This window comes from Microbacterium sp. SMR1 (genome assembly GCF_003289625.1).
In the GTDB taxonomy this organism is placed as follows: Bacteria; Actinomycetota; Actinomycetes; order Actinomycetales; family Microbacteriaceae; genus Microbacterium; species Microbacterium plantarum.
This window is the reverse complement of record NZ_QMBN01000002.1, coordinates 759,406-784,047: the sequence shown is the minus strand read 5'-3', so window position 1 is coordinate 784,047 and position 24,642 is coordinate 759,406. Positions and strand designations below refer to the sequence as shown.

General features: G+C 72.1%; 16 protein-coding genes and 1 pseudogene. 7 read left to right on the top strand and 10 right to left on the bottom strand.

Annotation, left to right across the window (positions count from 1 at the left end):
* Window positions 1-11 precede the first annotated feature (11 nt).
* Complete coding sequence (locus DO944_RS08255) at window positions 12-1,295, bottom strand: ABC transporter substrate-binding protein (protein ID WP_112616450.1); 1,284 nt, start codon at window positions 1,293-1,295, stop codon at window positions 12-14.
* Window positions 1,292-3,310: a DUF2264 domain-containing protein gene (locus tag DO944_RS08250; RefSeq protein WP_258524619.1), complete on the bottom strand. Its 2,019-nt coding sequence runs from the start codon at window positions 3,308-3,310 to the stop codon at window positions 1,292-1,294. The genes DO944_RS08255 and DO944_RS08250 overlap by 4 nt, the downstream gene beginning before the upstream one ends.
* 166 nt (window positions 3,311-3,476) lie before the next feature.
* On the opposite strand from DO944_RS08250, the gene DO944_RS08245 reads away from it, so the two are divergent.
* From DO944_RS08245 to DO944_RS16035, 3 genes and pseudogenes are all read left to right on the top strand, one after another.
* The gene (locus DO944_RS08245) at window positions 3,477-5,360 is read left to right on the top strand and encodes a heparinase II/III family protein (protein ID WP_112616446.1); all 1,884 of its coding nucleotides are present in this window, start codon (window positions 3,477-3,479) and stop codon (window positions 5,358-5,360) included.
* Entirely contained in the window at window positions 5,357-6,472 is a 1,116-nt protein-coding gene (locus DO944_RS08240; RefSeq protein WP_112616444.1) for a substrate-binding domain-containing protein, read from the top strand. The genes DO944_RS08245 and DO944_RS08240 overlap by 4 nt, the downstream gene beginning before the upstream one ends.
* Before the next feature lie 296 nt (window positions 6,473-6,768).
* Window positions 6,769-6,948, top strand: a pseudogene (locus DO944_RS16035) (acyltransferase); the annotation flags it as partial.
* Between the two features lie 1,244 nt (window positions 6,949-8,192).
* Here the strand turns inward: DO944_RS16035 and DO944_RS08230 are convergent.
* From DO944_RS08230 to DO944_RS08200, 7 genes are all read right to left on the bottom strand, one after another.
* Window positions 8,193-9,326: a glycerate kinase gene (locus DO944_RS08230; protein WP_220118294.1), complete on the bottom strand. Its 1,134-nt coding sequence runs from the start codon at window positions 9,324-9,326 to the stop codon at window positions 8,193-8,195.
* 1 nt (window position 9,327) lies between these two features.
* A complete protein-coding gene (locus DO944_RS08225; protein ID WP_258524618.1) occupies window positions 9,328-10,365 on the bottom strand; it encodes a LacI family DNA-binding transcriptional regulator in 1,038 nt (345 codons plus the stop codon).
* 9 nt (window positions 10,366-10,374) lie between these two features.
* Complete coding sequence (locus tag DO944_RS08220; protein WP_112616436.1) at window positions 10,375-11,262, bottom strand: sugar phosphate isomerase/epimerase; 888 nt, start codon at window positions 11,260-11,262, stop codon at window positions 10,375-10,377.
* Window positions 11,259-12,461 (bottom strand): dihydrodipicolinate synthase family protein, encoded by a 1,203-nt coding sequence (locus DO944_RS08215; RefSeq protein WP_112616434.1) that lies wholly within the window; start codon window positions 12,459-12,461, stop codon window positions 11,259-11,261. Before DO944_RS08215 ends, DO944_RS08220 begins: the two co-directional genes overlap by 4 nt.
* Before the next feature lie 10 nt (window positions 12,462-12,471).
* Window positions 12,472-13,596 carry a Gfo/Idh/MocA family protein gene (locus DO944_RS08210; protein WP_112616967.1) on the bottom strand — a complete coding sequence of 375 codons (1,125 nt, stop codon included), beginning with the start codon at window positions 13,594-13,596 and terminating at the stop codon, window positions 12,472-12,474.
* A 195-nt stretch (window positions 13,597-13,791) separates the two neighbouring features.
* On the bottom strand, window positions 13,792-16,176 hold the full coding sequence (locus tag DO944_RS08205) for a glycosyl hydrolase family 95 catalytic domain-containing protein (RefSeq protein WP_112616432.1): 2,385 nt from the start codon (window positions 16,174-16,176) through the stop codon (window positions 13,792-13,794).
* Window positions 16,173-17,129, bottom strand: coding sequence for an aldo/keto reductase (locus tag DO944_RS08200; protein WP_112616430.1), 957 nt, complete (start codon window positions 17,127-17,129; stop codon window positions 16,173-16,175). The genes DO944_RS08205 and DO944_RS08200 overlap by 4 nt, the downstream gene beginning before the upstream one ends.
* Window positions 17,130-17,222: 93 nt before the next feature.
* On the opposite strand from DO944_RS08200, the gene DO944_RS08195 reads away from it, so the two are divergent.
* The 4 genes from DO944_RS08195 to DO944_RS08180 are packed head-to-tail and all read left to right on the top strand — an operon-like array spanning window position 17,223 to window position 23,044.
* Entirely contained in the window at window positions 17,223-18,401 is a 1,179-nt protein-coding gene (locus DO944_RS08195) for an ROK family transcriptional regulator (RefSeq protein ID WP_112616428.1), read from the top strand.
* A gap of 4 nt (window positions 18,402-18,405) precedes the next feature.
* On the top strand, window positions 18,406-19,341 hold the full coding sequence (locus tag DO944_RS08190) for a BadF/BadG/BcrA/BcrD ATPase family protein (protein ID WP_112616426.1): 936 nt from the start codon (window positions 18,406-18,408) through the stop codon (window positions 19,339-19,341).
* Window positions 19,338-20,096: a glucosamine-6-phosphate deaminase gene (locus DO944_RS08185; RefSeq protein ID WP_112616424.1), complete on the top strand. Its 759-nt coding sequence runs from the start codon at window positions 19,338-19,340 to the stop codon at window positions 20,094-20,096. The genes DO944_RS08190 and DO944_RS08185 overlap by 4 nt, the downstream gene beginning before the upstream one ends.
* Window positions 20,093-23,044 (top strand): glycoside hydrolase family 2 TIM barrel-domain containing protein, encoded by a 2,952-nt coding sequence (locus DO944_RS08180; RefSeq protein ID WP_112616422.1) that lies wholly within the window; start codon window positions 20,093-20,095, stop codon window positions 23,042-23,044. The genes DO944_RS08185 and DO944_RS08180 overlap by 4 nt, the downstream gene beginning before the upstream one ends.
* Before the next feature lie 10 nt (window positions 23,045-23,054).
* Here DO944_RS08180 and DO944_RS08175 read toward each other — a convergent pair whose 3' ends face one another.
* Complete coding sequence (locus DO944_RS08175; protein WP_112616420.1) at window positions 23,055-24,575, bottom strand: alpha-N-arabinofuranosidase; 1,521 nt, start codon at window positions 24,573-24,575, stop codon at window positions 23,055-23,057.
* Between the last annotated feature and the right edge of the window lie 67 nt (window positions 24,576-24,642).

Sequence of the window (24,642 nt, the reverse complement as noted above, 5' to 3'; positions counted from 1 at the left end):
GGCACACGGGATCAGTCGAGACCGACCTCGTTGGCGACACGGTCCTCGGCCTCGGTGATGGCCCGCTCGACCGGGGTCGAGCCCGACAGGATCGCGCTGTGCATGTCGTTGAGGATGTTCTGGATCGCCGCCGTCTTGTTCGACGTCGGGTTCTCGGGGTGGACGTCGCCGGTCGACCAGGCGAACTTCGACAGCTCGTCGGTCGGCGCGCCCTCGACGGCGAAGTACGCCTCGGTCACGGCGTCGTTCGACGCGGCCGGGGTGATGCCGATCTTCGCCAGCTCTTCGGCGGCCTCGAGGCTCGCGGCGTAGGCGAGGAAGTCCTTCGCCGCCTGCACCTTGGCGCCGTCGATGTTGGCGTTGATCGAGAAGCCCGTCGGGTCGCCGAACGTCACCGGCGTGCTGTCCGTGCCGGTCGTCGACGAGTCGAGCTGCGGGATCGGCGCGATGCCCCACTCGAAGTCGTTCGCCTCGCCCGAGGCCTGCTGCGAGATCAGGGTCGCGACGTACCACGTGCCCATCGGCAGCATGGCGGCCTTCTGCGTGCCGAACTCGCCCTGGTAGGTGAGCTGGTTGGCCGTCGAGGTGTTGAAGTCGACCTGGGCGCCGGCATCCTGCAGGGCGAGGACGCGGTCGTAGTAGTCGGCGAAGTATCCGTAGTCGCCCGAGAGCACGTCGGTGTCCTCCTGCGCCGAGGCGAAGCCCTGCACGGTCGACTGCCAGCGGTGCTGGTAGGTACCCTTCGCGACGCCGGCGGTGTTGATCGCCTCGGCGGCCGCGTCGTAGTCCTCCCACGTCCACGAGCCGTCGGGGTACTCCTGGCCCGCGGCGTCGAAGAGCGCCTTGTTGTAGAACAGCACCCAGCGGTCCTGGCGGTAGGGCACGCCGTAGGCGGTGCCGTCGACCTCGTACGACGAGGCACCGCCGACGCCGTCGGGCAGCTCGACGTCGGAGACGTCCATGAGCTGGCCGCCCTCCTGGAACGTCGTGACGAACTTCACCTCTTTCTGGGTGATGATGTCGGGTCCGACGCCGGCCGCGAGGTCGGCGGTGACCAGCGTGTTGTATTCCGCCGCGTCGTACTGCTTGAGCTCGACCGTGACGTCGGGGTTCTTCTCGTGGAAGGCGTCGGCGAGCACCTGGAACTCGGGCGTCGTGTCGAGGCTCCAGCCCGAGAGGGTCAGGGTGACGGGACCGTCGGCGGTCTGGGCGGGCTCGGATCCCCCGCCGCAGGCGGCGAGCGACAGGGTGGCGACGACCGCCATCCCCGCCGCGGCTGCGAACTTGCGCTTCATGCGTGCTGCTCCTTTGCGATTGCGTGCGAGGTCCCACGTCGGACCTCGTGATGCCGAAGCGCCGGGGCAGGCGATTCGGAGTCGGTGAGTCGGCTTACGGTTCGGGCCCCGTCGGGCCAGGTGACCGTGACCGTGGCGCCGTCGATCTCGACGGCTGCGTGTGGTGCACTGTGCTCTCCCCCGGCGAGGTCGAGCAGGGCGACGACGGGCTCGCCGACGCGCACCTCGTGCTCGATGACGGGTACGAGGGTGCGGACGCCGAGCGGGTCGGCGTCCGCACGGGACACGAGTCCCGCGACGCCCGCCGGGAAGAGCGCCCGGATGCCGCTGCTGCGGCCCCGCGACGACACCCACGCTCCGCTGTCGTCGGTGCCGCCGACGACCTCGTCGCCCGAGAGCGGCCAGCCGCCGAGGCGGAGCCGCAGCGATGCGGCATCCTGCCCGGACGCGACGGCGTCGACGACGACGACGCGCACCTCGAACGAACCGCGGACGATCGAGGTGGTCGTGATGACGCCCACGGACGTGACGTCTCCGGCGAGCCCCGAACCGTGGCGGTGCGCCGTCGGGGCCGGTTCGACGAGGTGCGCGTCCCACGCCGATGCGGCGATGCCGAGCCGTCCGTCCGCGTCGTCCTGAACGCGCACGCTCCGCAGGGTCATCGCGGTGCGGTGCGTCGCGCGACCATCGGAGGCGACGATGGCGACCGACTGCTCGAGCGGCTCGAGCCAGCCTCGCTCGTCGACGATCGGCGAGGTGGCGGTCGAGTAGCCCAGGCGTGCGTAGAGCGGCGAGTCGGCCGTGCGGACCCCCGGGAACGCATGGTCGGTGCCGTGGTTGACGACCCGGACGATTCCGTCGGCGGCGGTGCCCGAGACGATCCAGCCGGGCGACGCGATCGCACGCAGAACATCGCGCTGCTCCACCGGCAGCGGCTCGGCCGCCGCAGTCCAGACCGGGTGATCGGCGGGCAGGAGAAGCCCGAGGAAGCCCTTGACCGCCCAGTACGGCGAGCCGGGACCTGAGTACGACTGAGCGAGGCCCCGCCACTCCCCGTGCCATCCCATCGTGAGGACGCCGTCGAGGTCGGGGGCGCCGCGGTCGGCGAAGTGCGTCACCATCCGATCGGCCGCGTGGCGGAGGCGACCCGGGCTGTGCGAGGGCACCTCGGCGATGACACCCGCCCAGAACGGTGCCGCGGCGGCGAAGCGATAGATGAGGCTGCGGCCCTGGATGAGCGGCGAGCCGTCACCGCCCACCAGCGCGAGTGCGTCGTGGAGGAACGCGTCGAGGCGGGCGACGTCGGCGTCCGTCCGGCCTGCGGCGAGCTCGGCCGCGCCCGCCATCCGCGCCCAGAGGATCGGGTAGACGTGCAGCGCCCAGCCGACGTAGTGGTCGTACGAGCGCTCGTCGCCGTCGGAGAGCCAGCCGCCCTCGCGCACGAACGAGTCGTGACGGGCGAGGTCGGCGGTGATGTCGTCGGCCGACCACGGCCCGCCGACCGACCGCAGGAACGTCTGCACGACGATGCGGAACCAGACCCAGTTGGTCTGCGGGTAGGTGTCGTCTCCGACGACGGGAGCGAGGTAGTCGACGACGCGCTGCTGCGTGAGGGCGTCGAGGCGGTCCCAGATCCAGGGACGGGTGAGATCGAGGACGAGGGCGATGGATGCCGCCTCGACCTTGGCCTGCGCGTGCTCCTCCATCCGGACCCACCGGTCGGACGCCTCGGGATCGACGCCCGAGACGATGCCGCGCGAGTAGTGCGCGACGATCTGGTCGACCCCCTCGCCCCGTGCCCCCGCGATGCGGAAACCGGCGAGGAGGAAGGTGCGCGCGAAACCCTCGAGCCCGTCGACGGCGTGTCCGTAGCCACCTTCGGCACCCGGGAAGTGGATACGGCCGGCACCGGGCGTCGCATGACGGCGGGCGGCATCGAGCAGAGCATCGGCTCGGGCGACCCAGGCGTCTCGGACCGTCTCGCCGTGGGGCGGGTTCGGGTGCTCGGAAGTCACCGGTTCTCCTTCGAAGGGCTTCTCGGTCGTCATCGTTGATCGCGACCGATTCGGAGATTAGCAACCCATTTCGATCATTGCAAGATCTTCTTAGATTCTTTATGATCGTTTCTGATCGATTAATTCGTCTGGACTGGTGACATCGTCGTCACTCGAAGGAGCACCCGTGCTGTGGAACACCGATAGGTTCGCCGGCCCGCTCGCGGCGGTGTGCGGTGGCATCCCCGCGCGCCTCCGTCCTCCCGCCGACGCGCTTCCCGTGCCCACGGCGGAGCGCTGGGCTGCGCGAGTCTCGCCTGACGTCGGTCGCCGCCTCGTCGACCGCGCGCGTGCCGACCTCGATGCGCCGTGGCCGCAGCCCCGCGCGAGCGCGGCCGCGCGCGTCCATCGAGACGGCGACCGAGACGGATACGAGCAACAGGTCTTCGCTCGCCAACGACGACTGAGCCGGGCCGTGGTCGCGGCCCTCTCGGACGACGATCCGAGATATCTCGACGAGGTCGTCGACGGCGTGTGGCTGCTCTGCGAGCAGTCGACGTGGTGCTGGCCCGCCCACGATGACACCTATGCGCGGCATGGGTCCGTTCTCGCGACCGTCACCGACCCCTTCCTCGATCTCGGCGCGGGAGAGGTGGTCGGACAGCTCGCGTGGATCGATCACGTGCTCGGTCGCCGGCTCGACGAGCGATACCCCGGGCTGCGGCAGCGCATCCGGCACGAGGCCCGCACGCGCGTCATCGAGCCGTTCCTCTCGCGACGCGACTGGCACTGGCTCGGGCTCGACGGGCACGTCCACAACTGGAATCCCTGGATCCACGGGAACGTGCTGGTCGCGGGGCTCGTCCTGTGCGAGGAGGGCGATGAACGCGATCAGCTCGTCGCCCTGGTGGCACAGGGCCTGGACCGCTACGTCGCCGTGCTGCCGGCAGACGGCGCGATCGACGAGGGATACGCGTACTGGTGGAATGGTGCGTGCCGGGCGCTCGAGGCTCTCGACCTGCTCGCCTACGCCACCGATGGCGCGTGGAATCCGGTGCCCGAGGTGGAGGCCCTGCGCGAAACGGTCGCGTTCCCCCATCGCTCGCACCTCGGCGGTCCGTGGTACGTCAACCTCGCCGACGGTCCGGCCCGTCCCCCGGCGGATCAGCCCTGGCACGCCCTGCACCGGGCGGCTCGCGCCGTCGGCGACGACGACGCCCGCCGCCACGCCGTCGCGCAGCGCCGCAACGATCTCCCCGCCACCGAGGAGGCCGGACTTGGTCGTCTGCTGCGCGCGCTGACCGACGACGCGTGGCTCGCGGAGCCGCGCGAATCCAGCCCGTTGCCCCCTGAGGTCTGGCTTCCGTCCACGCAGGTCTGGCTCGCCCGCGGCCACGCGGGCAGCGCCGCCGGACTCACCATCGTGATGAAGGGCGGCCACAACGACGAGAACCACAACCACAACGACGTCGGCTCGATCATCGTCGCGTCCGACGGCGTCCCCGTGATCGTCGACGCCGGCCGGCCGACCTACACCGTACAGACCTTCGGCCCCGACCGATACGACCTCTGGACGATGCAGAGCGACTGGCACAGCGTGCCGCACATCTCGGGGGCGGCGCAGCCCCACGGCGCGGCCTTCGCGGCATCCGATCCGGTCATCGTCCGATTGGATGAGATGAGCGCGCTGGATCTCGAGATCGGCGGCGCCTACCCCGCCGGGTCGGTACGCTCGTGGCGACGCCGGGCTGCACTTCACCGCTCGGGACGCGTCACGATCGACGACCGCTGGGAAGCCGCCGGACCGGACACCGAGGTGTGCCTGCTCCTCGCGGGCTCGGTGACGACGGGCGACGGGTGGGCTCGCGTGAGCCCGCTCGACGGTGCGACCCCGGTCCGGATCACGTGGCCCGCCGGCGCACCGCACACCCTCGTCGTTCGCGAACTCGACGATCCAATGCTGACCGACGTCTGGGGCGGCCGCCTCAGCCGGCTCGCCGTCGACGTCGACGGTCGTACCGAGCTGCGTGTCACGGTAGAACAGGAACGGAACGAGGACGAGCGACCATGACCGACCCCACACCGGCGCTGCTGGCCGCCGAACGCCGCGCGCACATCCTGGCGACGATGGAGCGCGAGGGCGCCGTGCGCATCTCGCAGCTGACCGAGGAGCTCGGCGCCGCCACCGTGACCCTGCGACGCGATCTGGCGCAGATGGAGCAGGAGGGGCTGTTGCAGCGCGTGCACGGGGGCGCGATCCCCACCAACGGGCAGCACCCGCACGCGCCCGCCGCTGGCGGCGGCGGCGAGGCTTCGACGGGTTCGATCGCCGTCCTCGTGCCGTCGCTGAACTTCTACTGGCCCGGGGTCGTTCGAGGCATGGAGACTACCGCTCGCCGACACGGGCTCAAGGTCCACCTGCGGGGAGCGTCGTACGAGCTGCAGGACGAGCGCCCCGTGCTCGAGCGTCTCGTCGCGAGCGGCGACATCCGCGGCCTCATCGTGGCGCCGAACACCGACACCCCGCATTCCCAGGATGTGGTGCAGTGGCTCGCCGCGTGCGGCACCCCGAGCGTCCTCGTCGAGCGCGACGCCATCGTCCAGCCCGCTGGCGTGCCCGTCGAGGCCGTGACCACCGACCACGCCCTCGGCGCGGTCCTGGCCGCGCGTCATCTCGCGTCGCTCGGACACCGAAAGGTCGGGCTGGTGCTCTCGCGCAACTCCCCCACCTCGCGCAAGATCGCCGCCGGCTGGCAGGCCGCATGCGAGGAGCTCGGGCTCACGCCCGCTCAGCACATCGAGACGACACTGCCCGACCGGGCGAGCGCGGAGTTCTCCGCCGCGGTCGACACGACGCTCGACCGCGCGCTCGGAAGCGGGGTGACCGCCCTGCTGGTACATTCGGACCCCGAGGCGATGGCGTTCGTCGATCTGGCGCTCAACCGCGGCATCTCGGTGCCCGAAGACCTGTCGATCATCGCCTACGACGACGAGGTCGCCGAGCTGTTCACGCCGGCCCTCACCGCCGTCGCCCCACCCCGCGTCAGTGTCGGCGAGACGGCCGTGGAGCTGCTGGTCTCGCGGATGGCCGACCCCGGTCGCCCCACCCGTCGCGTGATGCTCAACCCCACCCTCGTCGTGCGCGAGTCGACCGTCGCCCCGCGCGCGAAGGACCCGGCGTGATCGACCGCCACGACTACTCGCCGTGGGACTTCTGGTCCACGGCACCCGAGGAGAGCCGGCGGCGTCAGCTCAAGCATCAGGCGGCGCTGGCGGACGAGCACGCGGACTGGTCGTTCGGTGCGGACTGCTTCGTCTCCGAACTCGCGGCGCTCGACGCGGAGGCCCTCATCCTGGGCGATCGCTCGTACATCGCCGCGGGGGCGTACCTGACCGGCACCCTGCGTATCGGCGCGGACTGCTCGGTGAACACCTCGACCGTCGTCCGCGGCGACGTCGTCTTCGGCGACGGCGTGAGGATGGGGGCGCACAGCTCCGTGCTCGGCTTCAACCACTCGATGGAGCCGGGGACGCCCGTCTTCCGGCAGCCGCTCACCAGCCGCGGCATCCGCATCGGTGACGACGTCTGGATCGGCTCGCACGTCGTCGTGCTCGATGGCGTGACCGTGGGCGCATCGGCAGTGCTGGCGGCGGGCGCCGTCGTCACGAAAGACGTTCCCGCGGGCGCGATCGTCGGCGGTAATCCCGCTCGTCTGCTGCGGTGGCGGGTGCCGCCGGCGGATGCCGCACCCGAAAGAAATCGGCTGCGTGATCGCGTGGCCGCGTTCGCCGACCGGGCCCGCGCCGATGCGACCGCCCTGCTCGCCCGCTCATTCGACCCGGCCACCGGGCTGTACACCGACCGGCCGGGCGTTCCCCCGACGGTGCGCGCGCAGGGCGACGCGGTCGAGATCGCCGACCTGCTGCTGGGCTCCACGCCGCCGGGAAGCGATCCTTCCGGGCTCATCGAGCGACTGCGCGGCTGGCAGGACCCGGCGACGGGCGCCGTGCCCCCGCTCGGCTCGGTCGACGTCCCGAGATGGGACGACGGCGACACGGCCTACCACGTGCTGTCCACGGGGTACGCGCTCGATCTGATCGGGTCGGAGTTCGCCCACCCCATCGGACTCGTCGCCGATGCCACCGCCGACTCGGTCATCGCGCGACTCGATTCTTTGCCCTGGGACACCGACCCCTGGAACGCCGGGCACCACGTCGACGCGATCGGGACGGCTCTGCTCTGGGCCAGGCGCCGGGGCGACCGGATCGCGCCGGGCGTGGCCGAGGCCCTCTTCGGATGGCTCGTGACGCATGCGGATGCCGCGAGCGGTATGTGGGGCCGGCCTTCCGCCGACCGCGGCCTGCTGCTCGTCGTCAACGGCTTCTACCGGGCGACGCGCGGGACCTTCGCACAGCACGGCATCCCGGTTCCCCATCCCGAAGCCGTCATCGACACGGTGCTGCGACACGCCCGCGACGAGCGATGGTTCGCCCCGTCACGGCTCGACGCCTGCAATGTGCTCGACGTCACGCATCCGCTCTGGCTCACGCAGGCAGCCGGATACCGCCGTGCCGAGGTCGATGACCTCGCAGTCCGCCTCCTCGATCATGTGCTGGGAGGCTGGCAGCCGGGCGCGGGGATGAGCTTCCGGCTCGCCGGTGCAGAGCCGGGCCTCCAGGGGACGGAGATGTGGCTCGCCATCGCCTGGTACCTCGCCGACCTGCTCGGAGTCTCGGACGCTCTCGGTTACCGACCGCGCGGCGTCCACCGCCCCGAGCCCGCGGCATCCTCGCATCCCTCACTCAATGCACGGCCAAGCGCCGAGTGAACGGCCTTCCTGCGTGAGCAAGCGGTGCGTTCGCGGGGAAGCCGTTCACTCGGGCGAGTCAACGCGCGGGCGGGCTAGGTAGCGCCGAGAGCCGCGCCCGCCGCGCGGAGCCAGCGGGCGGGGTCGGCGAGCGAGGCTTCGGCCGACCCCGCGAGGTCGGTGAGCGAGACGGATGACGCGAACGCTGCGGTGTCGGCGTCAGCGGCGATCCGCCCCGCGACGAGGGCGACCGGCACCCCGGCGCCCGCGGCGAGCTCGGCGACGAACGCGGGGACCTTGCCCGCCGCGGACTGCCCGTCGAACGAGCCTTCGCCCGTGATGACGAGGTCGGCTCGGGCGATGGCGTCGGCGAGGCCGATGAGCGCGGCGACCTCGCGGGCGCCCGGGCTCAGGCGCGCGCCCCACGCGAGCAACCCGAACCCGGTGCCGCCGGCGGCTCCCGCCCCCGGCGCGGCAGCAAGCGACGCCCCATCCGGCACGAGGTCGGCGAGCCTGCTCAGCGCCGCGTCGGCTGCGGCGACCTGAGCCGTGTCGAGCCCCTTCTGCGGTCCGAACACGGCGGCAGCGCCCCGCGTACCGAGCAGCGGGTTCGACACGTCACTGAGCACGTCGACGCCGCCCGGGGGAAGCGGTCGGAGCTCCGACAGGTCGACGTGCGCGATGTCGGCGAGGCCGCGCGCGCCGGGCACGACGTCTCGTCCGGCGGCATCCGTGAACCGGGCGCCCAGCGCGCGCAGCATCCCGGCCCCGCCGTCGGTCGACGAGCTCGATCCGATGCCGAGCACGAGGCGGTCGACTCCGGCGTCGAGCGCGGCGGCGATCGCCTCGCCGAATCCGGTGGTGTCGGCGTCGAGGCCGCGTCGCTCGTCGCCCAGCAGCTCGATCCCAGAGGTCGAGGCCAGCTCGACGACGCCCACCGAGCCGCGACCCGACGGCGCGGACCGGTCGCCGGATGTCGGGGGAAGCAGCAGCCAGGACGCATCGACGGCTGTCCTCGCGGGGCCCGTGACGGTCACGGGCATCCGGCGCGCCTCGGGAATCGCCGCGGCGAAGGCGTCGAGCGTGCCCTCGCCGCCGTCGGCCATCGGGCGCAGTTCGAGAACCGCGTCGGCGTCGGCGGATGCCCATCCCGCGGCGAGCTCACGCGCAGCCTCAGCGGCCGCGATGGACCCCTTGAAGCTGTCGATCGCGACGACGACGCGCGTCACGTCACGCGCTCCGCGGCGGGGTGCTCTCGCGCACGAGCACCTCGAGGGGCAGCGCAGCCGCGGCCCCGTCAGCATCCGTGTCGACGGCGGCGCGGAGCGCGCTGTACCCGACATCGGGGAGCGGCACCCGCACGGTCGTCAGGGGCGGTGTCACGTCGCGACCGGTCGGGATGTCGTCGAAGCCGGCGAGCGCGATGTCGGTGCCGGGCTCGCGTCCTGCGGCACGAACCGCGGTGAGGGCTCCGATGGCGACGACGTCGCTGATGCCGAACACGACGGTTCCCGGCTCGACGCCGTCGGCGAGGGCCGCTGACATCGCCTCGGCGCCGGACTCACGGCTGAAACCACCGCGGTACACGCGGGGCTCGGCTCCCCCGCCGCTCGTGAAGCCGTCGGCGAAGCCGGCGAGACGGTCGTCGCTCGTCACGACGCCCTCGGCGGCGGCGAGCACGATGGCCGAGCGGTAGCCGCGCGCGGCGAGCGCGGCCCCGAGCTCGCGGGCGCCGCCGCGGTTGTCGATGGCGACGCTGCGGATGCCGGGGGCACCCGGGCCCAACGCGACGACGGTTCCCCCGCTCGCGGTGATGAGGTCGAGCTCGGTTCTCAGCTCGTCCGATATCTCGCGCGACGTGCGCGAGGCGGCGAGGATGATGCCGCGAGGACGCTGTCCGCGCAGCGCACGGACGAGCCGCAGCTCACGCGCGGGATCGCGCTCGGTGATGGCGACCGTGACGACGAGCCCGGCTTCGTCGGCGCCGCGCGCGACGCCTGCCGCGAGCTGCCCGAAGTACGGGTCGGCGATGTCGGCCACGAGCAGCGCGACGATCGCCGACGTGCCGCGAGCGGTCGCCTGCGCCGACAGGTTCGCCGTGTAGCCGAGCCGGGCCGCGGCCTGCTCGACGCGTTCGCGATAGGCGTCGGCGACCTTGCGGGTCGAGCCGTTCAGCGCCCGCGAGGCGGTCGCGAGCGACACCCCGGCTTCTCTCGCCACATCGTGCAGCGTGGCCGAGCCACGCGGCGACATCCCCGTCTGTCCCACGAGCCGAGTCTATGCGGTGGGGGTGCGCGCGCCCGAGAGGTGGGGCGTCACAGCCTCACCGAACGCCTCGGCGGTACGGCGCACGACCGCGGCGGGGTCGGCGGCCCAGATGTCGGCGTTGAAGATCTCCACCTCGATGTCGCGGTCGTACCCCGTCGCCTCGACGGCCCGGGTCAGCGATGCGAAGTCGATGACCCCGTCGCCCGGGTAATGGCGGCTCAGCAGGACGTCCGCGGGCAGCGGCGTTCGCCAGTCGCACACCTGGTACGTCGCGATGCGACCCTCGCGTCCGGCCCGTTCGATGGCGGGCAGGACGTCGGGGTCCCAGAAGATGTGGAACGTGTCGACGGTGGCGCCGACGACCTCGGACTCGAAGTCGGCCGCGATGTCGAGGGCCTGGCCGAGCGTGGAGACGACGCAGCGGTCGGAGGCGAACATCGGATGCAGCGGCTCGATCGCCAGCGTCACCCCCGCCGCCTTCGCGTGGGGGGCGAGCTCGCCGATCGCATCGCGGACCCGCTCGCGCGCGCCGACGATGTCGCGCGACCCCTCGGGCAGTCCGCCGGCGACCAGCACGAGGATCGCGGTGGAGCCGGGCGCACCGGCGGCGGCGAGCGCGGCGGCCTCATCGATCGCGACCCGGTTGTCATCGATCGAGGAGCGCCGGGCGGGACCCTCCGGCATCGTGAAGAAGCCCGCCCGGCAGTGTGTGGTGAACCGCAGGCCCGAGTCCGTCAGCATGGCAGCGGCGGTGGCGAGACCGACCTCCTGCACGGGCTCGCGCCACAGTCCGATCGCCTCGATCCCGGCATCCGCGGTGACCCGCAGCGCGGTCGCGAGGTCGGCGTACTTGATCGTGGCCTGGTTGATCGACAGGCGCGGGTCGACGACGCTCATGCCCGGACTCCGTTCAGATGCAGCATCGCGTGCCAGCGGTCCGCGGCCAGCTCCGGCTGTTCGAGCGCGTGCGACGCGTTCGCGAGCTCGACGATCCGCGAGAGGTGCGGCAGGCTGCGCGCCGAGTGCAGTCCGCCGACCATCTGGAACGCAGCCTGATGGCCGTTGAGCCACGACAGGAACGCGACGCCGGTCTTGTAGTAGAACGTCGGTGCCGCGAAGATCTGCCGGCTGAGCTCCTCCGTCGGTCCGAGGATCGCGAGATACCGGTCGGCATCCCCGGCGTCGAGCGCCTGGATGGCGGCGGACGCGACCGGAGTGATCGCCGCGAAGGCGCCGAGCAGCGCGTCGGAGTGCTGCCGCGGCGAGGCGAGGTCGCGCTCGGGCTGGGTCGCCTGGGGCACGTCTGCGCCGCCGATGAGGCCGACGTAGTTGAAGTCGTCGCCGGTGAACATGCGCACGCCCTCGGGCAGCCGCTCGCGCACCGACACCTCGGACGCGGCGTCGAGCAGGCTCATCTTCACGCCCGCGACCCGGTCGGCGTTCTCGCCGATGATCTCGACGAGGACGTCCGATGCCGCGCGCCAATCGGATGAGCCGAAGTAGCCCGCGAGGATCGGGTCGAAGGCGGTGCCGAGCCAGTGCAGGACCACCGGACCGGATGCCGCGGCGAGCACCTCGCGGTACACCCGGCGGTAGTCGTCGGCCGACGACGCCGCACGGGCGAGGTGCCGCGACGCCATGAGCACCGGACCCGCACCCTGGTCCTCCGTGAACGCGAGCTGGCTCTTGTAGGCGTCGATGACCTGATCGAGCGAGATGTGCTCGTCGTCGACGTGATCGGTGTTGACGCCGACGACGACCGAGCCCCCCTCCTCGCGCGCGACCTCGGCGGAGCGAGCGATGAGCTCGCGCGTCGCGGCGGCGTCGAGCCCCATGTTCCGCTGCGCGGTGTCCATGGCGTCGGCCACGCCGAGACCCCAGGAGTACACGGCGCGGCGGAAGCCGAGGGTCGCGTCCCAGTCGATCTGCGCCGGCTGGCCCGGGGTGTTGTCGGCCGAGACGACGGGAACGACATGGGCCGCCGCGTACGCGACCCGGCTGCGCAGCGCGCTCGTCGGCCGGGCGAAACCGGGCGCGTCGTTCAGCGGGACGGAGGTGACGGCGCCGTCGGCGCCGAGGAGGGCGAGATCGGTCATCGTGCGGCGCTCAGATGCTCAGAGCCGGAAGCTCGACCTTGCGGCCCTCGCGGCTCGACTGCAGGCCCGCCTCGGCGAGCTGCACTCCGCGCGCCCCGGCGAGGAGGTCGAACTCGTACGGGGTCTCGGCCACGTAGGAGGTGAGGAACTCCTCCCACTGCTGACGGAAGCCGTTGAGGAAGACGTCGTTGGTGGGCACGCTCTGCCAGTCGGCGTCGTAGTCGTGCGTGTCCTCGAGGTCGGGGTTCCACACCGGCTTCGGGGTCGCGTTGCGCGGCTGGATCTTCGCACCGAACAGACCCACGACGGCGGAGCCGTGCGTGCCGTCGACGTGGAACTCGACGAGCTCGTCGCGGTTGACGCGCACGGTCCACGACGAGTTGATCTGCGCGACGACACCGCCCTCGAGCTCGAAGACGCCGTAGGCGGCATCCTCGGCCGTGGCGGTGTAGTGCTCGCCCTTCTCGTCCCAGCGGTCGGCGATGTGCACGGCGGCCTGTGCGTAGACGGTCTTGACGTCGCCGAAGAGGTTCTCGAGCACGTAGTTCCAGTGCGGGAACATGTCGACGATGATGCCGCCGCCGTCTTCGGCGCGGTAGTTCCAGCTCGGGCGCTGCGCGGGCTGCCAGTCGCCCTCGAACACCCAGTAGCCGAACTCGCCGCGCACCGAGAGGATGCGGCCGAAGAAGCCCGAGTCGATGAGGCGCTTCAGCTTCTGCAGGCCCGGGAGGTAGAGCTTGTCGTGCACGACACCGGTCTTCACCCCGGCCTCGGCGGCGAGCTTCGCGAGCTCGAGCGCCTCGTCGACCGACTCTGCGGTGGGCTTCTCGGTGTAGATCGTCTTGCCGGCGGCGATCGCCTTGCGCAGCGCCGACGCGCGGGCCTTCGTGACGAGGAAGTCGGCGTAGATCTCCCAGCGCGGGTCGGCGAGAGCGGCGTCGAGGTCGGTCGTGTAGTCCTCGATGCCGTGCTTGGCGGCGAGGTCGGCGAGCTTCGCCTCGCTGCGACCGACGAGGAGCGGCTTGACCGTGACCTTGGTCCCGTCCGGAAGCTCGATGCCGCCCTGGTCGCGGATCGCGAGGATCGAGCGGACGAGGTGCTGGCGGTAGCCCATCCGGCCCGAGACGCCGTTCATGATGATGCCGATCTCGCGGACCTGCGGGGCGGTCGCCGTCTCCGGCGCGGGGCTGAGGGTGGTCGTCTCTGACACGGGCGTTCCTTTGCTTCGTCCGCTCACCGGTGGGATGGTAAGCGCTTTCCCATACTGTAGATCGCGGCTCGGTCCTCGCGCAAGCCGTAACGCGTCGCCCCCTCCGAGGAGAGGCGCGGGTCAGCCGCGGTCGAGCTCGACGGGGCGCCCGGCGTGGAGCTCGACGCGCGCGGCGCCACCGGGCCACCGCACGAGGCGGGTGCCGGCAGCGGCATCCGTCTCCGCCGTCAGGCGCGCCGAGGTCAGCCGGGCGCCGGCGTCAGACATCTCCCACGCGATGTCGACGACGATGCCGGGCCGGGCGCGCAGGCCTCGGACACGGCCACCGCCGAGCGACGCGGGAACGGCGGGCAGCAGCTCGATGTCATCCCGGTGCGACTGCAGCAGGCACTCGGCGATCGCCGCGGTGTAGCCGAGGTTCCCGTCGATCTGGAACGGCGGATGCGCCGCCAGCAGCGATGGGTACAGCCCGCCCACCTCCGCCTCGCGTGGCAACGTCATGTCGCGGAACACCAGCTTCAGCAGCCCGTCGACCCGCCCGGGCTCGCGCAGCCGCGCGCGAAGCGCGAGCTTCCACGCGAGCGACCAGCCCGTCGCATCGTCGCCGCGCGCGTCGAGGAAGCGGGAGGCGGCCCGGCGATGCTCCTCCCCGAGATCGTCGGCGCCGGGATAGACGAACGCGACCGGGGAGACGTGCCGGTGATGCGGATCCACCGCGTCGGGATCGCCATCCCATTCCGCGATGCTGCCCGACGCGGTGACGCGGACCGGCGCGAGCCCGTTCAGCACCTCGCGGACGCGGACCGCGTCAGCATCCGCTGCGGAGTCGTGCCCGAGCTGCGCCGCGAGCGCGAGGTCGGCCGCGAGGTGCTCGCGGAGCAGCACGAGGTCGAGGGAGGCTCCGGTGGTGACCGCGGCACGTCCCCCGTCCGGGGTGCGGTAGTCGTTCTCGGGGGATGTCGACAGGAGGGTCGTGAACGTGCCGTCCGGTCCACGATGCACCCAGTCGAGTGCGAACAGCGACGCCTGGCGGATGACGCGGTGCGCGCGCTCGCGCGACAGGGGGTCTCCCGCGCCGAAGCGATGCCGCTCCTCGAGATGTCGACACAGCCAGAACCCGGCCATGGGCCAGAAGGCCCACTGCGCATCGTGGACCCCGTTTCCGACCGGCTGCGTGTACGCCCACGCGTCGGTGTTGTGATGAGCGACCCAGCCGCGCGCTCCGTAGAGGCGGCCCGCCGTCTCGCGACCGTTGTCGGCGAGTGCCTCGACGAGGTCGAGCAGCGGCTCCTCTGTCTCGGCGAGCGCGGTGGTGTGGGCAGCCCAGTAGTTCATCTGCACGTTGATGTTGGTCGTGTAGTTCGAGCTCCACGGTGGCCGCATCTCACCGTTCCAGATGCCCTGAAGGGTCGCTGGAAGACCTCCCGGTCGGGAGGAGCAGATCAGCAGGTATCGCCCGTAGTGGAAGAGCAGCGCGGCGAGGCCGGGGTCCGCCGCCGGCTCGGCGAGCTCCCCCGCGGCGCCGTCGACGACGTTGACGTCGCGGAGGCGCCTGTCGGTCACGGCGTCGGGTGTCGGAGCGTCGAGGTCGAGTTCGACCCGGCCGTAGAGACGTCCGTGATCGTCGAGCTGCTCGGCCCGGACACGCTCGAGGCCGTCGGCGAGCGCCCGCTCGATGCGGGCCCGTGCGCGCTCGGCGGCATCCTCCGCGCTCCCCCGCGGCGGCGCTCCGATGCGGGTGAAGGTCGTCTCGACGGCGACGATGAGCCGGAGCGTCCGGATGCCGCCCAGCGGGCGACCCGGGTCAGGGGCGTCTGACAGGACGCGCACGCACACGGCGCCCTCGACCACCTCGGCGGCGGCGTCGAACACGATGGGCTCCGCAGAGTCGTCGTGGGGCGGGACGACGTCGGACGGCAGACGGAACAGGAGCGTCGCCTCCGCGCCGGACCCCACGCGATCGAGTTCCTGCAGGCCGGTGTCGAGGACGACCTCGATGTCGACCGCCTCGGGCGCCTCGATCTCGTGGACCATCACGCCGTGGGGTGCGCTGATCCACGTCCGCTGCACCAGCGGCGCATCGAGAGGCCCGGTGCGGACCGTGTGCGTGGCCGTCCGCAGATCCAGCGAGCGCTCGTAGCCCGCGCGACCCGACGCCGCGGCGGGAGCGGAGCCGGCGATCGCCGCACGCAAGGTCGCGACGGGGAGGTAGGCCTGCGTGTGCCGGTGCTGCAGCAGGCGCACGGCGTCGTCGGCGTCTGCGAAGCGCCCGTCGGCCATCGCCTCCCGGGCGCGGGCCAGGGCCGCCGCGGCGGCGTCGGCGCCGACGGTCGGCGGCATCCGCTCGCTCGCGGGGCTCCCCGACCACGCCGTCTCCTCGTTGAGGACGAAGACCGCTTCGGCCGGGTCTCCGAAGCACATGGCGCCCAGGGCGCCGTTGCCGATCGGCAACGCGTCGGTCCACTCGCTCGCGGGCGCCGCGTACCGGAGGAGATGCTCGCTCACGCGTCGAGCTCCGCCCAGAGCGCCTCGGGCAACGGCTCATCGTCGTCGAACGTCCCCGGAACGAAGGAGGGGTCGCCGATGCCGAGCACCACCGAGACGACGGCGGGATGCCGCAGGGCGAACGCGCGCGCGGCGCGAGGCAACTCGACACCGTGGGCGGCGCACACCTCCGCGAGCCGAGCCGCGCGGGCGATGACCTCGGCGGGAGCGGGGGCGTAGTCGTAGTAGCTGCCCGGCCCGGGTCGTGCGGTCGCGAGGATGCCGGAGTTGTAGACGCCCGCCGCGACGACGGCGACATCGTGGTCGAGCGCTGCCGGCAGGAGCCGCTCCGCGGCCGTGCGGTCGAGCAGCGTGTAGCGCCCCGCGATCATCGCCACGTCGACGAGCCCCGTCTCCACGACCGCGATCGCGGCGGCGACGTTCGTCGTTCCGATGCCGATCGCCGAGACGTGCCCGGCCTCCCGCAGCTCCGCGAGCGCGGGAAGCGCCTCGTTGACGGCGGCGTCGAGATGATCCTCGGGATCGTGGAGGTAGAGGATGTCGACGGCGTCGAGTCCCAGGCGTTCGAGCGACCGCTCCCATGACTCGTGCACGCCGCGCGCGGAGAAGTCCCACCGTCGGACGAGGTCCGCCGGTACGTCGAACCCGGCGGAGTCGCGGCGCGATGCGCCCTCGGGGTTCGGGACGAGCAGCCGGCCCACCTTCGTCGAGACCACGTACTCCGCGCGCGGCCGATCTCGCAGCGCGTCACCGAGCCGGCGTTCCGCCAGCCCGAGGCCGTAGTGCGGAGCGGTGTCGAACATCCGCACCCCGCGATCCCAGGTCGCGTCGACGATCCGTCGCGCCTCGTCATCGTCGATGGCGGCGAAGAGGTTGCCGAGAGGGCCGGTGCCGAGTCCCCACCGGCCCATCGTCGAGAGGATGTCGGGCCTCGGCCGCGCATCGGGTGTCATTGTGTCTCCGGGAGGGTCGAGGTCGGGTCGTGTGCTTTTTTATCAGTGCGAGATATATTCTGCAATGGCCCCCGCGATGAGATCGAGGAACGCATGACGCACGATGAGGCAGCCCCGAGCCGGGCCACGGCGACGACGCGCACCGCGGCGCTGATCAATCAGACCGCGATCCTCGATGCGCTGCGCACCCGCGGCCCGCTCGGCCGCGTCGAGCTCGTCGAGGCGACCGGTCTCGCCACGGCGACGGTCCATCGGCTGTGCACCCGACTGGTCGAGGACGGCGCGATCGTGGTCGAACGCGACCTCGACGGCGCGATCGGCCGGCCGTCGCACCGCTACCGATTCGCCGGGGAGACCCGCAGCGTCATCGCCCTCGACGTGACGGACACCTGTGCCCGCGGTGCCCTGATCGATCTCAACGGTGACATCCGCCACACCGAGGAACGTTCGCTCGTCGGCCCCGACGGCTCGCTCGACCCCGCGTCGCGCCTGAACGGAACCCTCGAACTCATCGACGACCTCCGCGGGGCGGCCGCACAACGCGGCATCCCGGCGAACGGCGTCGGCGTGGCCGTTCCCGGCGTCGTCGCCCCGACGGGACGCGTCGGCGACTCGGTGGAGCTCGGCTGGGTCGACGTCCCGCTCCGCGACCTCGTCGCCGAACGGACCGGGCTGCCCACCGTGGTCGAGAACGACGCCAACGCCGTCGCGGTCGGGGAATGGTCCCACGGGGCCGGTCGGGGAAGCGCCAACATGGCCGCGTTCCTCCTGGGCGTCGGCCTCGGAGCCGGAATCGTCGCCGACGGTCGGCTGCTGCGCGGCGCGCGCGCCGCCGCCGGCGAGATCGGGCACCTGATCGCCGACCGTTCCGGCTTCACCCGCTCCCCCGCCGCAGGGGGCGACCTCGAGACCCGCATCCTCGAGGTCGGGGCTTCGCGCTCGACGCTCGCCCGGCGAGAATCGACCCTCGGCATCCTCGACGAGTACGCCGACGGCTCCGAAGCCGCGCGGTCGGCGGCGACCGAGCTCCTGGACTACATCGCGATGTCGGTCGCAGCACTGGCGGTCGTCCTCGACTGCGGGGAGGTCATCCTCGCCGGCGCCCTTCCCGAGCGTGCCGGCCTGCTGGTCGACGAGATCGACCGGCGGCTGGCCGGACGCCTCCCCGCGCCGCCGCGGATCCTCCTGGGCGAGCTCGGCGAGCGCGCCGCCGTCGTGGGCATCGGACAGCTCGCGATCGACCGCGTGAACGGAGCGCTCTACCTTGCCTGAGCCGATGCCCCGCCCCGTCTCCGGTCCGATCGTCGGCGTCGACGTCGGCGGCACCAAGACGCAGATCGTCGCCTCAGGCCCCGGAGTCGACATCGACGTGATCGTCCCGAGCCCGAGCTGGCGGCACGGCTCGCTCTTCGACGACGTCGCCAACTTCGACCGCCTCAGCGAGGCCGTGCTGTCCGCCGTCGGGCGTGCACCGACGGCCACCGTCATCGGAGCGCACGGTGTCGACAACGCCGGTCAGCGGCAGCGCGCGACCGCCCTCCTGCGCGACCGACTCCCCGGACTCGTCGATGTCGTCAACGACGCCGTGCTGCTCGCTCCCGCCATGCGGCGCGACACCGCCATCTGCGTCATCGCCGGCACCGGTTCGATCGTCGTGGGCGCGGGACCGGACGGAGCGCCGATCGCCGCGGACGGGCACGGATGGCTGATCGCCGACGACGCGAGCGCTCCCGGCCTCGCGCGCGGCGCGGTGCTGGCCGTGCTGCGCGCCGTCGACCGCGACGGAGCTGCGGCGCTCCGCGATCCCCTCGCGCGATCGCTCCTCGACGCGCTTGGCGCGCACGACGCCGTCGAACTGGCGCTGCGCTTCCAGGCCGACGCGAGCGAAGACACCTGGGGCCGGCTGGCGCCGCGGGTGTTCGAGGCTCTCGCCGCCGGATCGCCCCTGGCTCGCGAGGTGGTCGAACGCGCGACGGCGCACCTGGCGGACCTCGTGATGGCGGTGCGGGCTCGCGGTGCCCGGGGCCGCGACGTCATCGCCGCCGGCGGGGTGATGACAGCCCAGCCGGCGCTTGCGGCCGGGCTGCGCACGGCCGTGGCCGCGCGCGACGGGGCGCTCAACGTCACCGTCCTCGATACCGCGCCCGCCTTCGGGGCCCTCGCCCTCGCCCACCGTCTCGCCGCCCGCTCCGCACCGAAAGGCACTTCGTGAGAATCATCGTGTCCCCCGACCCCGTCACGACCGGCGCGGCTGCCGCGCACGCGGTCGCCTCAGCGGCCGACGACCGCCCGGACCTCGTGCTCGGCGTCGCGACCGGTTCGTCGCCGCAGCCGCTGTACCGGTCGTTGGCCATTCTCGTTCGCGCCGGACTCGATCTGTCGTCGGCGACGGCCTTCGCGCTCGACGAGTACGTCGGCCTCGCCCCGGACCACCCCGAGAGCTACCACTCCGTCATCGCTCGCGAGGTGACCGCGCCGCTGCACCTCGACCCCGCCCGCGTGCACGTCCCCAACGGTGCGGCAGCGGATGCCGGCGCTGCCGCCGAAGCCTACGAGCGTGCCATCGCGCGGGCGGGCGGCGTCGACCTGCAGATCCTCGGCATCGGGACGAACGGGCATATCGGCTTCAATGAACCCGGCTCGGCCGCCGACTCGCGCACCCGCGTCGTGGAGCTGGCCGCGCAGACGATCGCCGACAACAGCCGGTTCTTCCTCGACCCGGCCGACCCCGTCCCCACTCACGCCCTCACGCAGGGCGTGGGGACGATCCTCGAGGCGCGGCACATCGTCCTCGTCGCGACGGGCGGGCATAAGGCCGACGCCATCGCCCGCGGGGTCGAAGGCCCCGTGACCGCCGCGGTGCCGGCGTCCTTCCTTCAGCGGCATCCCGATGTGACCCTCTTTCTCGACGACGCCGCCGCATCTCGGCTCTCCCCGGCCCTGGCGACTCCCTCGGTGAACGCATGAGCGCGGCGATCTTCGACGTCGCGCGCATCGGGCCCGGCGAAGGCTCAGAGCCGCCGCGGTCACGCCTGCGTTCGGACGCGCCCGCGCAGACCCTCGACGGCACGTGGCAGTTCCGCCTCAGTGCGTCGGTGCTCGACATCCCCGACGACACCTGGCTCGACGGCGTGGCGGGGAACTGGGCCGAACTCGGGGTCCCCGGTCACTGGAACCTCAACGGTTTCGGGCTGCCCGCTTACTCGAACGTGCAGTTCCCGTTCCCGATCGACCCGCCGCATCCGCCCGACCGCAATCCGATCGGCGACTACCGCCGGACGTTCGAGCTCGACCCCGCGCTCGAGACCGTCGCGGCGGTGGCGGACTCACGGATCCTGCTGCGCTTCGACGGTGTCGAGTCGGCCGCCGACGTGTTCCTCAACGGCGCGCGACTCGGCTCGACGCGGGGAAGCCGGCTGACCCACGAGTTCGACGTGACGGATCTCGTGCGCCCCTCCGGCAACGTCATCGGGGTGCGCGTGGCGAAGTTCTCGGACGCCACCTACCTCGAGAACCAGGACATGTGGTGGCTGCCGGGCATCTTCCGCAGCGTCGCGCTGCTCGCGCGTCCGGCCGGCGGCATCGACGACGCCTTCGTCACGGGTGACTACGATCCGGCGACGGGCCGTGGCGAGCTCGCCGTGCGCGTGGCGACCGATGGCGAGGTCCGCGTCCGGATCGACGAGCTCGGCATCGACACGGTCGTCCGCGGCACCGGAGCCGGCATCGTCGACACCGCGCTCGCGCCCGCACTCATCGACGCCGGCGAGGTCTCGCCGTGGTCGGCCGAGACGCCGCGGCTCTACGAGGCGGTTCTGAGCACCGCCGCCGAACGCGTGTCGCTGCGGGTCGGATTCCGGCGGGTGGCATCGGCCGGCGGCATCCTGACGGTCAACGGACGGCCCGTCACGCTGCGGGGCGTCAACCGGCACGAGCACGACCCCGAGCACGGGCGGGTGCACTCGGAGGCGCTGGCGCGCCGCGACATCGAGCTGATGAAGCAGCACAACATCAACGCGGTGCGCACGTCGCACTATCCCCCGCACCCCGGCTTCCTCGATCTCGCGGACGAGTACGGGCTCTACCTCATCGACGAGTGCGACCTCGAGACCCACGAGTACGAGTACGTCGAGTGGCGTGGCAACCCCAGCACGGATCCCGCGTGGCGCGAGGCGTTCCTCGACCGCATCCGCCGCACCGTGACCCGCGACCGCAATCACGCCGGCGTCATCCTGTGGTCGCTCGGCAACGAGTCCGGCGCCGGCTCGAACATCACGGCGATGGCCGATTGGGTACGCGGTCACGATCCGTCGCGGCTCATCCACTACGAGGGCGACTGGTCCAGCCGCGACGTCGACGTCTACTCGCGGATGTACCCCTCGCACGAGGAGGTGCGCCGGATCGGCGAGGAGGCGCTGCATCCCGTCGCGTTCGACGCGACCGCCGACGAGGCGCGGCGGCGCGGCCTGCCGTTCATCCTGTGCGAGTTCGGGCACGCGATGGGCAACAGCCCGGGAGGCGTGAAGGAGTACTGGGAACTCGTCGAGCGGTACCCCCGCATCGCCGGTGCGTTCGTGTGGGAGTGGGTCGAGCACGGCATCGCCGTCCGGGACGAGAACGGACGCCGCCTCATCCGATACGGCGGCGACTTCGGCGAGTCGGTGCACGACCACAACTTCGTCATCGACGGGCTCGTCAGCGCCGATCGCGAGCTGCGACCCGGCCTCGTCGACTACGCGGCGATCATCGCGCCGGTCGTGTTCGAGATCGCCGCCGACCGTCGCGAGGCCGCGGTGATCAATCGTTACGACCACATCGATCTGTCGCACCTGCGCGTGCAGTGGCGGCGCGAGCGCGATGGCGTGGTGGTCGCCGAGGGCGAGCTGGAGGTCGCGGCGGCCGCGCGGGAGCGCTCGGTCGTCGCGCTTCCCCCGGAAGCCCGGGACGACCGCCGGGCTCCGGCGGTCGCCGACGTCCTCACCCTCGAAGCGGCACTGCGCGGCGAGACCTCGTGGGCGGCGCCCGGCCATGTCGTCGCCCGCGGACAGCACGTGCGCACCGGTGCGCCGGTGCGGGAGGACGGGGCCGCGCCGGCCGCCGAGCTCTTCGACCGCCGAGCTCGGCCGCTCGTCCTCGGAACCGCCCGCGTGATCGACCCGCCGCGCCTGGGCATCTGGCGTGCACCGACCGACAACGACCGGGCCGCGGGGTGGGACGAGCCCGACCTGCCGCCTTATGCCGAGCGCTGGGCGACCGCGCGGATGGACTGGATGCTGACCCGTCTGCGCGGGACGGAGCGCGACGACCTGGCGCTCACCGCCTGGACCCGCGACGGCACGCCGTCGTACGACGCCGCGATCGACGCGGTCTGGTCGTGGCGCGCCGTGGCGGACGGACTGCTGCTGCACCTGGACATCGAGCCGCACGGGCCCTGGGAGGTCGACTGGGCGCGGCTCGGCATCGACCTCACCCTGGAGGGGGCGCCGGTCGGTCTCGACTTCGCGGGCTACGGTCCCGGCCCGAGCTACCCGGACACCGACTCCGGCGTCCACTTCGGGTGGCACCGCGTGGGCGCGTCCGACCTCGTCACCCCGCACGTCCGCCCGCAGGAGAGCGGCTCGAGGCGCGGTGTGCGTGACGCGACGATCCACACCGAGACGGGCGCCGTGCGCGTGCGCGTGCTCCGAGGTGGCAGCACGGATGCCGGCGTCGCCGTCACGGTGTCGCCGTGGGATCGGCGCACCCTGGCCGACACGACGCACGCATCCCTCCTGCCCGCCCCCACCGCGACCCACCTCTCGATCGACATCGCGCAGTCGGGTGTCGGCACGGCGACCTGCGGCCCCGGGGTGCTCCCCCGGTACCGTGTGCCCGCCTTCGCGGCGTCGGTGCGGCTGCTGTTCAGCCCCGCCTGAGCGGGCGCGCTCAGGCCAGCAGCAGGGCTGCCCAGCTCACGGGCGGAAGGGGGACCTCGAGGATGCCGTCGCGGATGACGGCATCCTCGAGCGGCGCGACCCCGACCCGCTCCGGATCGTCGAGCGTGTTCGCGGCGTACATGTCGTCGTCGTGCAGCAGGTGAGACTCCGCGATGCGCGGCTCGCGGCCGAGCTCCGCGATCAGCGCGGAGACATCGAGACGCATGGTGGCCGCCTCGTCGACCGACCGGTTGACGACGAAGACGCTCGTCCCCTGCTCGCCGACCGTCGCGACGGCGTTGACGGCGGGGATCTCGCCGAAGCGCGAGCTGGTCACGGTCGCACCGTCGAGCGGCACGCGCACGACCTGCTCGCCGGTGAGGCGCGAAGTGATCGAGAAGGGGAAGAACGTGGTCTGGCGCCAGGCGGGACCGCCGGGCTCGGTCATGATCGGCGCGATGACGTTGACGAGCTGCGCGAGGGACGCCGAGCGCACCCGGTCGGCGTGCTGCAGCAGCGTGATCAGCAGGTCGCCGAAGACGACGGCGTCGAGCGCGTGGTACCGGTCTTCGAGCAGGCGGGGTGCGACGGGCCAGCCCGCCTCCTCGGGCTTGTCGTCCTGCTCGCCGTTCTCGTCGAACAGGTACCAGACGTTCCACTCGTCGAACGAGATCATGATGCGCTTGTCGCTGCGCTTGGTCGCGGCGACGGAGTCGGCGATCGCGACGACCGACTCGATGAAGCGCGCCATGTCGACGCCGGAAGCGAGGAACTCCTGCGCGTCGCCGCCGCGCTCCTGGTAGTAGGAGTGGCAGGAGATGAAGTCGACGTCCTCGAAGGTGTGCTCGAGCACCGTGCGCTCCCACGACCCGAAGGTCGGCATCCCGCTCCCCGACGAGCCGCAGACGACCAGCTCGAGGTCGGGTTGCATCATCCGCATCGCCTTGGCGGTGCGGGAGGCGAGCTTGCCGTAGTCGTCGGCGTTGCGGTGACCGAGCTGCCACGGTCCGTCCATCTCGTTGCCCAGGCACCACATCCGCACGCCGAGGGGCTCGGGTCGCCCGTGCTCCGCGCGCTTGCGGGTCCAGGCGGTGTCGGCGTCGAGGTTGGCGTACTCGAGGAGATCGAGAGCCTCCTGCGTGCCGCGGGTGCCGAGATTCACCGCGAGCATGAGGTCGCTGCCGACGAGCTCGAGCCAGTCTGAGAACTCGTGGAGCCCGACCTCGTTCGTCTCGGTCGAATGCCACGCGAGGTCGAGGCGCCGCGGGCGCTCCTCGCGGGGACCGACGCCGTCCTCCCAGCGGTAGCCCGAGACGAAGTTGCCGCCGGGGTACCGGATCGTCGAGACGCCGAGCTCCCGCACGAGGTCGACGACATCGCGCCGGAAACCATCGGGACCCGCGGACGGGTGTCCGGGCTCGTGGATGCCGTCATAGATGTGACGACCGAGGTGCTCGACGAAGCCCCCGAAGATGCGCCGATCGACGACGGTGAGAACGGCGTGGGGATCAAGGGACCCGTGGGTGCTCATGAGGACCTTTCCGGCACTGGCGAAGGACGTTGACCTGTCACGTTACCGGTAACATTCATCCCTCGCT